Below are 11,629 nucleotides of genomic sequence, written 5' to 3'. Positions count from 1 at the left end.
CATACAAAAGGCCTCGCCGTCAACCAAACCTACACCCCAAAAAAAAGCAGCTTTGTCGTTTCAATAATTGCCGCTGCGTTTTCTGTTACCACCTAGGTAATTTTTAACACTCTTTTTTGCCATGTTTACGAAATATTTGAAAAAATTTGTGGCAGATTTCACTAACACCTTAATTATGCATGGTTTTTTTGATTCGTTACAGTTTGTTTCCATTTTTATTATCTGAAAGGTGAAAACAATCTGCCTTTCCCGGGTGCGATTGATCGCCATCTTTACACAATAACATATGCGCCGCAGATTGGTTTGGAACTGACTTTTCTCAAAAGTGCCATGAAATAGAACGAATTAAGTGAAAGGGTTTTAAAGTCGACGAGGTGCATGGTTGCGAATTTGGGCTGAAACAGCGATACAATTGCGAAAGAGCAGGCACTTTCAGGCTGCCAGCAAAGATTTATATAGTGTCTATTATGATGATATCCGGCGTGATGGCGGGATATTGAAATTCAGGTGTTAATGGTTTTGGAAACGTCGCATCCTACAATGAGTTCCAGTGAATTATATACCGGCTTTTTTGGCCTCACGGAACGCCCGTTTACGCTGGTGCCGGATCCGAGCTTTCTCTACTGGTCGGGTCAGCACAAGCGGGCGTTCGCGGTGCTGGAATTTGGCATCATGTCGCGCGCGCCGATCACGCTGATCACCGGAGAGATCGGGTCGGGCAAAACGACCCTGTTGCAGCAGTTGCTCAGCCAGATGGACGACACGGTGACTGTGGGCCTGATCTCGAACGCCCAGGGTGATCGCGGAGAGCTTTTGCAGTGGATATTAAACGCGCTTTCTGTCAAGGCCGATACCTCGGGCAGCTATGTGGATCTGTTTCAGACGTTCCAGGATTTTATGATTGCCGAATATGCCAAGGGGCGGCGGGTGATCCTGATTATCGACGAGGCGCAGAACCTGTCGGGCGAAGGCCTTGAAGAACTGCGCATGCTGACAAATATCAATGCCAACAAGGATGAACTGGTTCAGTTGATTCTGGTCGGTCAGCCGGAGCTGAAGAGCATTATTCTGAGTCCAAATATGCGCCAGCTTGCGCAACGCGTGGCTGCGAGCTTTCACCTGACGGGCATGAGCGCTGAAACGGTGGCTGAATATATTGCGCATCGCCTTAAGGTGGCCGGTGGAACAGGGCAGGAATTTACGCCGTCTGCCTGCAAGGCGATTTACAATGCGACCCGTGGTGTGCCCCGTCTGGTCAATCAGCTGTGCGAATTCTCGATGCTTTACGCCTGGAGCAGTGAAGTGCCAGTTATAACAAAAGATACGGTAAAGAGCGTGCTGGACGACGGGGTCTTTTTTGGCGGCTTGTCACTGGTGGACGACAAACAGGATCTCCACTTTTTGACCCAACGCGAAAGGGTTCTTCCATCGGAAGGGGGAACAGGATGAAGGGCAGGATTCAGGGATTGGCCGGGAAAGGCGCATATGCCTCTTCTCTGTCAGGCAGGTTCATAAATTCAGGTGCAATGACCTTTGGTATCTGGCTTAAAAAAGGGGCCATAAGATAATGGTAAATATACGATATTACTGGTCTATTTTTATGCGGAGGTTTCCGTATTTTCTGATTGTGGCCCTGGTGATTTCTGTCGCGTCGGTCATTGCGGCGATGACGCTTCCGCCGTCTTATGTTTCGCAAATGAAACTGATTGTGGAAGCGCCGCAGATCCCATCCCAGCTTGTGGCCTCAACCGCGGCAACGCCAGCCCAGCAACAGCTGCAAGTTGTCGAAGAGCGCCTGCTGACCCGTGCCAATCTTCTGGATATTGCCAACCGGCTACAGGTTTTTAAAAACCAGAATGAGATGAGCCCAGACCAGGTTGAGCTTTCAATGCGTGCGCGCACATCGGTCAGATCCAGCAGTGGACGTGGCCAGGCGCCCTTAATGACAATCAGTTTTGAGGCGCCCACAGCGCGCACTGCAGCAGGTGTGCTGAATGAATATCTGACGCTGATCCAGCAGGAAGACGTAGAATCGCGGACCGGACGCGCAACCCAAACGCTGGAATTTTTTGAACAAGAAGTGGCCCGGCTTAGTGAAAAGCTGGCCGAGCAGGCCGCACGCATTCTGGCCTTTAAAACCGAAAATGCCGATGCTCTGCCCGAGAGCCTTATTTACCGGCTGAACCAGCAGACCATTTTGCAGGACCGGCTGGCCCAGGCAGAGCGCAACATTGCAAGTCTCAAGGACCAAAAGCAGCGATTGATTGATGTTTTTCGATCGACAGGACAGGTTGCCGGGGTGACCGGGCAGGCGCTGACAGCGGAACAGCTGCAGCTCGAATCGCTGCGTGCGCAACTTAACAATGCACTTGCGATTTATTCGGAGGAAAACCCACAGGTTAAGATGCTTCAGGCGCAGATCGCAAAAGTAGAGCAAGTGGTCAGCGCCCAGCCCAGCCCACAGAGCACGGCCGTTGGAACCGGGAACTCCCTTCTGGATGTGCAGTTGGCCCAGCTTGACGCACAGGTCTCGGTTCTGGAAGAGCAGAAAACCCTGACCACCGGGCAACTTCGGGATCTGACAGAAACCATTGCCCGCGCCCCGACTGTTGCGATCCGGCTTGAGGAACTGACACTCGACTATCAAAATACCCAGCAGCAATATAACACGGCGACGAACCGGTTGTCCCAGGCCAGCACCGGAGAGCGGATCGAGGTTATGGCGCGCGGCCAGCGCATTTCAATAATAGATCCACCCTCAACGCCAAACGCGCCAGCCAAGCCGAACCGGGTTCTGATTGCAGGCGGCGGAAGCATCTTTGGTATTATGGCTGGTGTTGGGTTGGTAGTTTTGCTGGAACTTCTGAACAAATCGATCCGTCGGCCCGAAGATTTGGTCAGCAAGCTGGGCATTACCCCGCTGGCAACGGTCCCTTACACCCGGACACGGGGTGAAATGATCCGGCAACGCGGTTTGAAAACGCTCTGGATCATGATGATCCTCATAGGCATCCCGGCCGCTGTTTATGCGGTGCACACCTATTATCAACCCCTTGATCTGATTGCTGACAAGCTCATGGATAAAATTGGTGTGCGCTGGTGATGACTTCTGCCGAAGAAGGAATGTATTGAATGGAAAAACTTCAGGTCGCCATTGAAAAGGCCCGCGAGCAGCGTGAGAGCGGGCAGCAGGGACCAAAGCCCCGCGGCAAGGCGGGCTCCAAAGCGCCCACGCCCGCTATCGACGTCTGGCAAAGCGCGGCGACGGCAGATATCAAACCCCGTGTCGCGCGCAAAAACCGCCTTACCTCTTTTAATGGCGGCCGAGAGGCGGGTCCCTATGACATGCTGCGCTCGCGGATCCTGCAGCAGGCCGAAAGCAATGGCTGGAAGCGTATCGCTCTGGTGTCCTCGCACAGCGGCTGCGGCAAGACCACAACGGCGGCAAATCTAGCCTTCAGTTTTGGCCGCCAGCAAGATCTCAAGACAATGCTGTTTGACCTGGACTTGCGGCGCGCGGGCCTCGCCAAGATGCTGGGCCTGACATGTGCGCATAATATGGGGGATGTTCTGAAGGGAGAGATCGCCTTTTCCGACCACGCGATACGCTATGGGTCAAATGTGATGCTGGGCCTCAATGACGGGCCGATCAAAAACTCCTCCGAGCTTCTCCAGAGTCAACGAACTCTGGAGGTTCTGAACGAGATTGACGACACGTATAAGCCCGACATCATGCTGTTCGATATGCCACCCCTGATGGCAAGTGATGATAACTTCGGATTTTTGAAGAATGTCGATTGCGCGATTCTGCTGGTTGAGGCAGAAAAAACCACCGTCGATGAGATCGACGTGGCTGAGCGCCAGCTGGCAGAGCTTACGAATGTGATGGGCGTGGTCCTGAACAAAAGCAGGTATACCGACGGGGCTTATGGGTACGGATACGGGTATGACTGACGCTGCCGTCATTATTCCTCATTATAATGACGTTCCCCGGCTCACGCGATGCCTCGCGTCTCTGGCCAAAAACGAGTGTAGCAGGGTTGAGATTGTCGTTATCGACAATGGCTCAACCCAATCTCTTGAGGCGGTCAGGCAGGCGTTCCCCGAGGTCAGGTTTGTCGTCGAAACAGAGAAAGGCGCCGCCGCCGCCCGCAACAGGGGTGTGCGGGAAACCAAGGCGCCGCTGTTGTTCTTTATCGATGCGGACTGCGTCGCAGCTCCCGATTGGATCAGGACCGCGTTTAAGGTGGCTTCGCGCGCAGACCTGATAGGCGGGCGTGTGGATGTCTTTGACGAAACCCCGCCACCCCGCAGTGGGGCCGAGGGCTTTGAAACTATCTTTGCCTTTAATTTTAAGCGCTACATCGAAATCCAGGGCTTTACCGGTGCTGGCAATCTGATCACACGGCGCGACGTGTTCGAGGATGTCGGGGAGTTCCGCGGCGGTGTGTCCGAAGATCTGGACTGGAGCATGCGCGCCGTCGCCAAGGGCTACAGGCTGGTCTATGAGGACAGTCTTGTGGTCAGCCATCCCTCGCGGCAGGACTGGGCCGCGCTGCGCCATAAATGGCGCCGCATCACGCAGGAAATGTGCGCCACGAACGGAACAGATGCAAAAGCACGGGCCCGCTGGGCCCTGCGCGGGCTTATGATGCCGGCGAGCGCAGTGGTGCATCTGCCAAAGGTGCTGTTCAGCGCAAAGCTGAACTCCCCGGGTGAACGCCTGCGCGCCAGCGCAACTCTGATCCGCATCAGACTCCTGCGCATGCTCTGGATGCTAAGGCAAGGCTTCGGCCTGCAGATATGAACCTGCCTGTCTGAACCCGGGCTCCAGACACAAAAAAAACGGCGGTTACAATAAACCGCCGTCCTTTAAACTTTAAATCTGAGCTCAGGCCGCTTTACGACGCCGCCGCATCAGACCCAAACCTCCAAGAGCACCCATCAGAAGGAAACCAGCTGCCGGAAGCGGTACAGGAGAAGGCGCCGTGCCGTTCAGCGAAATGCTGGAAGGACGCAAAAATACGTAGTCAGGGTTTACATAGTCGTTAAAGCCGTCGGTGAAAGAGAAAACCCAGTCGCCTGCAGCTGACGTTGCGGCAACAGCGAAAGACCCGGCGAAGCTCCATATACCAGAAGAGTTGCCAAAGCCGAAATCAGAACCACTGAAGTTGAACGTCGCCCCGCCCGGTGCCTGAATGCTGACAGTTGTTTCTGACCCCCATGATGGGGACTGATGCAGAACGTCGATATCAAAGGCGATATCGGTCACAGTACCAGCGCCAACCGTTTGGGTAAGAACCGTCGCAGCAGGCGGCGTTACTGAAACACCATCAAGATTAACGGTCGCGATTGTCGACGCCATAGCATTGGTTGCCATCAGCATCACAACCGATACGGCTGCTAAAAGCTTTTTCATGGTGGTTACCCTTCCAAAATTCAAAAATATTTACCCTTCGTTAATTATTAATTCGTTCAGAATATCCTGTCACGCGAATTAGTTAAAAAAGGGCGAAAAAAAGGCGTAGGGCTGGCTATTTGTTGGCTTTTTATACACAGTAAGGGCCATCCCGGAGTATTGAACGCTAAATGTGGACAGTTGGTCTCTACGTCAAATCCGCAATTCCAAATTAAACTTCAGAATGCGCTGCCTGAACTACGGCGACTGCTCGCGTATTTGCAAAGCCCCGTCAACGTCAGGGACCAACAGATAGCGCACAGAGCGGATCTCGCCCGCCGTGGCGCCCTCACCCAGACCAAGGACCCGGTTGCCGCTGCTGTCGTACATCGTCGCAATCGCACCCCGATGACGCCTCCAACCCTGAAATCTACCAGCCCCATTATAAAGATAGTCGTTTTGACGACAAACTAAGCAGTTTCGCTTAATGTCAGGGCTGGTTTGAAGCAGAAAATAAGAATGTGACCAACTAAACGGCAGCATGAATTAGGTGACCTGTGCGGGCCGATGCGATACAAGCAGCATGCCAGAAAATCGGGTCACTTCGTTAAACACTTGTGGAGTCAAATTTCTAACAGAATATGTTTCCTTAGTGATACACCTACATTCTTTAGTGATTGCAGCGGACCTTTGAACGTGCTTTTCAATATCAAGAATTGTAAATATCTCAGTGAGTGGTAAAGAGTGTTTGTTTCTGAGAATTTGCTTGGAAGTAAGTGGGAAATAAACTGACTAAGGAGAGGGTATCCTCGGATGTCGGTACTTGCTGGACAAATAAGTTGGGTTGATCAGTTGAAAAAAAATCGTAGTCTACCCGTCATTTTTGCGGCGTCAGCTATCGTTCTGACAGGGCTCACACCTGCCCAAGGACAAAATACGCCCGGTGGCTTAACATTAACCTTCGGTATTAGTTCCTCTCTAAGGGTTAATGACAACTTTGATCTTGACCCTGTTTCGCCGGGTACAACAACACTTCTGGACAACACGCTATCTTTCAGCCTGCTGAAGGAAACACCGCTCGACACCTTCCAACTGGATCTTAGCGGGGTCCTGCGTTTGTCAGATGCGCCGGGATCATCCGATAATTTTTCAGCTGACGACCCCCGCGTCGGGCTAAGCTATGCGCATAATGGGCCCAACAATCGGGTTCTGGCGGATCTTGGCTACAGACGCGTCGATCTGAACTTTGCAGATCCGCTGCGGGAACTTGATGAAATTCTGGATCAGACCAGTCTGATTATTGATGATGGCCGAAGCGAAAATTATAACACCAAGCTTTCGTTTGAAACTGGCCTGAATGATCCGATCGGATTTGGGGTGGATATTATCCACAACGATCGAAAGTACAGTAACACCATCGATCCTGGCCTGTTTGATCGAACCACCACTCAGGTCGATGTTTTCAGCCGCTTCAACCTTTCGCCGGTCGCTTCCGGTCGGCTGACATTCAGCCAAAGAGATTATGAAGCCGAAGACATCACGCAAACAGAACGCACGACCCAAAGCACGTTCTTTGATCTGAACTATTTGCTGAACACATCAACCACACTGACCAGCAGCATTGGTTATACCGAGGTTGAAGAAACCGACAACGTGCCGTCACTTACGGTTGTTGATGGTCTCATTGGCGGCGTAGGCCTGAAGCGCCAACTGGTCAATGGCTCTGCTGGTGTAAACGTCGCGACCTCAATCTCAAAAACCGGGCGCAGAAATACAATAAGCGTAAACCGCGCACTGAGCCTGCCGACGGGTTCTCTTTCGGCTAGTCTTGGGGCTGTTCATGGGGAAAGCGGCAACACCGACGCTATCGGCAGCCTTGCCTATACGCATAACCTGCCAGCCGGCTCTATCACGGCTTCGCTCGACCGCGCTGTCCGCACCAGCTCTGAAGGGAATGACATCCGCACCACCCGCGCCGGTGTGGATTATCTGCAAACCATCAATACGCTTTCTTCCTTTGTGCTTGGGTTTGACTATGTCGAAATCGCTGACGCCGGCGTTGGAACAGTCAATGATACCAAATCTCCTCAAATCCGCGCGACATATAATTATGCGCTGACACAGGACTGGAACCTCTCTACCGGGTACATTTATCGGCATCGGGATGAAACAGGGATGGGCTCTTCTGATTCCAGCGAAGTTTTCTTGACAGTAGACCGGAAGTTTGTGATCCGACGCTAAACGTCAACATGACCTTAGTCCAGGCCAACAGACTGACGAGACCCGTGGGGAAAGAAATCGGAGCTACGTAAAGAAGTTTGCCCATGTCAACAAAGAGCTATCCAAAGGAGCATGCGACACAGTTCCCGACGATCAACGCGTTGGGGCTGTTCTGGTTTGCGGTACTTGTCGCTGGCTCTGTTCCGATCTTCTGGATTGGGCTTGTCTCACTTGTAGAGGCCTGGTCCACACCAGAATACAGCCACGGCCCGCTAATTCCCATTATTTCGCTGTACCTATTCCTGCGCGAATTACGCCGCGCACCGCTGCCTCTGGCCAGCGTTACGGACCGCTGGCCGGGCATTGCTATTATTGCCCTCGCACTGATCGTAGCGTTAGTTGGCAATCTGACCCACATCCCCGATATCGTTACTTACGCACTGATACTCTGGATTGGAGGCGTTGTTCTAACTGTCTTTGGTTGGGATCGTGGACGGCGGCACCTGTTACCCGTATTGCACCTAATTTTCATGTTGCCGCTACCGCAGTTCTTGTACTGGAAACTCACAATCCTGCTGCAATCCCTCTCTTCTGTGATCGGCGTCTGGTTTGTTAGTCTTGCTGGGGTGTCTGTTTTTCTCGAAGGCAATGTTATCGACCTTGGTGTTTACAAGCTGCAGGTGGCCGAGGCCTGTTCAGGCCTGAGATATCTCTTCCCGATCCTGAGCTTCTCGTATCTCTTTGCAATCCTCTATCGAGGTCCGATCTGGCACAAGGTGGTGCTTCTTCTGGCCGCGGCCCCGCTGACCGTTCTGATGAATTCCTTTCGTATCGGAATTATCGGTGTTCTCGTTGACCGCTACGGCATAGAGCAGGCCGAGGGGTTTCTGCACTTCTTTGAAGGCTGGGTGATCTTTGTTGCCTGTATCGCGATCCTCTTTCTGATGGCGATCGCGCTTCAGCGTTTGACCCCCAACCCAAAACCACTGTCTGAGGCGATTGACCTTGATACCGACGGCTTCGCACCCATTGCCGGACGTATTTTTGGTATCCGTCCTTCAAAAGCGCTAGCCATTGGCGGTTTGCTAACGTTTCTTGTGTCTTCTGCCTGGGTTTTGCAAAAAACCGCTGACACTGTGCGGGTCGACCGTGATCCATTTGTTCTTTTTCCGCGTCAGATTGCAGGGTGGTCCGGTTCGTTCACCAAGCTTGATCCGAATATTGAACGTGTTCTTGGGGCGTCAGATTACCTGAACGCTACTTACGCGACCACTCAGGATGCCGCCCTCATCAATATGTTTGTAGCCTTCTATGATAAGCAGACTGAAGGCACCGGCATCCACTCCCCCGAGGTCTGTCTGCCCGTTGGTGGTTGGGAAGTTTTCAGTCTGGAGCCTTACGAGCTTGACACAGGCGTACCGGCCTATGGCCGATTTTCAGTAAACCGGGCTGTCATTCAAAAAGGTATGACGCAGCAGTTGGTTTATTATTGGTTTGAACAACGCGGAAAACGCGAAACAAATGATTTTACCGCCAAGATAGGTGTTGTCATCGACAGCCTTATAATGGGTCGCACGGACGGTGCTTTGGTGCGCTATGTCACTCCTATTCTGCCTGATGAAACAGAAACAGATGCAGATGCGCGCCTTGCGCAGTTTATAAGGGAAAGCCTTGAGTCTTTACCCCAGTTTGTTCCGATGTGATCGGTCCACCGTCCTGTTGTTTGTGATTATGCACCACTTTAAGCAAAGCTAGGGTATGAAAGCGCCTCTCAATCCAGCTCTGCCTTCCCAGCCCATTCGATGGCGATCTGCTTCTGTCGTTATTCTTATAATCACATTGAGCAGCCTCGTGGAACTGAGCCTGCAAGCCGCTGATCACGGGTTAATCGGGACAGCAGGCTGGCGCGGGCTTGCCTATCAGTATGGGGCCTTCTGGGCCGGGCTTTTATACGATTGGCAGCCAAATTACGTAGCGCAGCCTTGGGTAATGTTTTTGAGTTATGTTTTGCTTCACGGCGGGCTTGGTCACCTGATTGGGAATATGATTTCGCTTTTGGTACTGGCTGAGATTGCTGCTAAATTCATCAGCCAAAGGGCTTTCTTCGCAATCTACATCATATCGGCAGTCGGGGGCGGGCTTTGTTTTGGCCTACTGAGCAGCAGCCCTCAACCAATGGTCGGTGCGTCTGGGGCATTGTTCGGGCTGGTCGGTGCTTGGCAATACTGGCGTTGGTCGGCTCGGCAACGCGCCGGGCGGTCGCTTTGGCCTATCTGGAACACCATATTTTGGCTTATTATGTTGAACGCAGTACTTTGGGCGGTCCTTGGTGGGTTGCTTGCCTGGGAGACTCATTTAGGTGGTTTTATCACGGGATGGATTGGCGCAGTTGCCCTGGCACGCTGGAATTCAGGTTTGAACAGGTGACACAACATCATCAGAGCGTGTTAACCTGACTCTCATGCAAGGATTGAAGAGACATTGGTTCCAACAAACAGTTTGCGCCCTAATATACGCGCTAACCTTACATTTGCTCGCACCAAGCCCTGGCTCAGCGCAAACACCCACACCGGTTGAAGTGCACGATGGTATTGCACAAATCAGCCCCCAGAACGCCGTAGTACTACCCTTGACTGATCGACCTCTGATTGAGGTCTCGTTTCCGGCGGCATCTTCTGCCTCTGTTTTAGGAGATCGCCAGAACGAAACCGCGCACCAGTTGTTGCGCCAACTCTACGCTATCGGACAGGCCGCTGGAAACCTTGGCGATCTTTATGACAACAGAGATCGGGGGCATTCGCAGCTACGCGCAGACCGGCATCCACAGTTAAGCCGTATTCTCTATGACACTCGGTTTCGCGATGTTGGGTGGGACTATGGGTTGGCAGCGGACCTGCTTTTCAATGCACCTGTGATTGGGAATTCCTCAACCGCAATTAAGAACGGTCGGCTGTCCCGTTCTTTACCGCGTATGGCCCTGACCGCTCCAGAAGGCCGTGGGGCGGACCTGATCTTTCAGAACTATATAACTGGCCAGATTCATGTATATCCGGAGCATCGAGATCACGACCCGCAAAAGGGGGATCTGTTTCCTGCTAACACACCTTATTACTTGATATCTCAGGGATCTTCCGGTTCAGACAAACCCTTCCTTGAGGCTTTGGCAATGATTTTAGCAGCGTTCCATCCGGACACTAAAGCACGCCTGACGGAAACCGGGTTGCTTGCCCCAACCGTACAAATGATCTTTCGGCGCAGCCAGAACGGGGTGCCAACGCATGAAGCCTATCTGAGCGGCGCGGCCCACCCGACGGTATTTTCGAAAGAACGTATAAATTTGCTTCGCATGGTGTCGCTTGCCAACACGTTACATCCTGATGATATTCCGCCGCTTGTTCGCCTTCGTGTTGTTGACGAGGACCGTGCCCGCGAAGGTATCGACTATTTCGGTGAAGGCCTTTCAGAACATCTGTTCGATACCCCTGCTGCTATTGCCCGTGTCTGGCGAAGTACAGCCTACAGCCGATCTATGGTTGTGTCAGCCGATACGACGCAGGACCCAAACGGTCGGCCTCTGACCTTTCGCTGGGTTTTACTACGTGGCGACCCGTCCAATACCCGTATTACACCGCTTGACCCCGATGGGCGCAGCGCACGTATCACGCTAAACTGGCAAAATGCGCGGCCAGTTCCGGGGCAACCCGACGTTCAATCGGCTCGCATTGATATAGGAGTGTTTGCCAACAATGGCGTTCACAACAGCGCGCCTTCGTTTGTTTCGGTATTTTTGCCCAAGCATGAGCGACGTTTCTATGATGCTGGCCCGGATGGGGGGATGCGGATTTCATCGGTTGATTACACAAATCAGAGCAATATCTACATGGACCCGCTGATCTTTCCGGAGATCCCCTGGCGTGACGACTATCTTTATAATGGGGCTGGTAGATTTCAGGGTTGGAGGCGTCATCGGGGTGCGATTGCGACGATGTACGACAGCAGCGGCAACCGGGT

Annotated in this window: 10 protein-coding genes; 8 read left to right on the top strand and 2 right to left on the bottom strand. The window is 52.6% G+C overall.

The genetic code is table 11. The features are described 5' to 3' along the window. Window positions 1-540: 540 nt before the first annotated feature. The 4 genes from MWU63_RS20245 (at window position 541) to MWU63_RS20230 (ending at window position 4,807) form a co-directional block, all read left to right on the top strand. Window positions 541-1,449 (top strand): AAA family ATPase, encoded by a 909-nt coding sequence (locus MWU63_RS20245; RefSeq protein ID WP_247079806.1) that lies wholly within the window; start codon window positions 541-543, stop codon window positions 1,447-1,449. Between the two features lie 118 nt (window positions 1,450-1,567). Beyond that, window positions 1,568-3,103 (top strand): GNVR domain-containing protein, encoded by a 1,536-nt coding sequence (locus MWU63_RS20240; protein ID WP_247079804.1) that lies wholly within the window; start codon window positions 1,568-1,570, stop codon window positions 3,101-3,103. 29 nt (window positions 3,104-3,132) lie between these two features. Continuing rightward, window positions 3,133-3,954 (top strand): CpsD/CapB family tyrosine-protein kinase, encoded by an 822-nt coding sequence (locus MWU63_RS20235; RefSeq protein ID WP_247079802.1) that lies wholly within the window; start codon window positions 3,133-3,135, stop codon window positions 3,952-3,954. Next, window positions 3,947-4,807 (top strand): glycosyltransferase, encoded by an 861-nt coding sequence (locus MWU63_RS20230; protein WP_247079800.1) that lies wholly within the window; start codon window positions 3,947-3,949, stop codon window positions 4,805-4,807. Before MWU63_RS20235 ends, MWU63_RS20230 begins: the two co-directional genes overlap by 8 nt. Window positions 4,808-4,891: 84 nt before the next feature. Here MWU63_RS20230 and MWU63_RS20225 read toward each other — a convergent pair whose 3' ends face one another. Continuing rightward, the gene (locus MWU63_RS20225; protein ID WP_247079798.1) at window positions 4,892-5,419 is read right to left on the bottom strand and encodes a VPLPA-CTERM sorting domain-containing protein; all 528 of its coding nucleotides are present in this window, start codon (window positions 5,417-5,419) and stop codon (window positions 4,892-4,894) included. Window positions 5,420-5,656: 237 nt separating this feature from the next. Beyond that, entirely contained in the window at window positions 5,657-5,788 is a 132-nt protein-coding gene (locus MWU63_RS20445) for a hypothetical protein (protein WP_281496620.1), read from the bottom strand. A 423-nt stretch (window positions 5,789-6,211) separates the two neighbouring features. On the opposite strand from MWU63_RS20445, the gene MWU63_RS20220 reads away from it, so the two are divergent. From MWU63_RS20220 to MWU63_RS20205, 4 genes are all read left to right on the top strand, one after another. Further along, window positions 6,212-7,639: a hypothetical protein gene (locus MWU63_RS20220; RefSeq protein WP_247079789.1), complete on the top strand. Its 1,428-nt coding sequence runs from the start codon at window positions 6,212-6,214 to the stop codon at window positions 7,637-7,639. 83 nt (window positions 7,640-7,722) lie between these two features. Beyond that, window positions 7,723-9,321, top strand: coding sequence for a VPLPA-CTERM-specific exosortase XrtD (xrtD, locus tag MWU63_RS20215; RefSeq protein ID WP_247079787.1), 1,599 nt, complete (start codon window positions 7,723-7,725; stop codon window positions 9,319-9,321). A 148-nt stretch (window positions 9,322-9,469) separates the two neighbouring features. Continuing rightward, window positions 9,470-10,045, top strand: coding sequence for a rhomboid family intramembrane serine protease (locus tag MWU63_RS20210; protein WP_247079785.1), 576 nt, complete (start codon window positions 9,470-9,472; stop codon window positions 10,043-10,045). Between the two features lie 202 nt (window positions 10,046-10,247). Beyond that, the coding region (locus tag MWU63_RS20205) for a hypothetical protein (RefSeq protein ID WP_247079777.1) at window positions 10,248-11,629 on the top strand (1,382 nt) is incomplete at its 3' end.

Source organism: Pseudohalocynthiibacter sp. F2068 (assembly GCF_023015645.1).
GTDB classification, from domain to species: Bacteria; Pseudomonadota; Alphaproteobacteria; order Rhodobacterales; family Rhodobacteraceae; genus Pseudohalocynthiibacter; species Pseudohalocynthiibacter aestuariivivens.
This window is presented reverse-complemented; position numbering and strand designations above follow the sequence as displayed.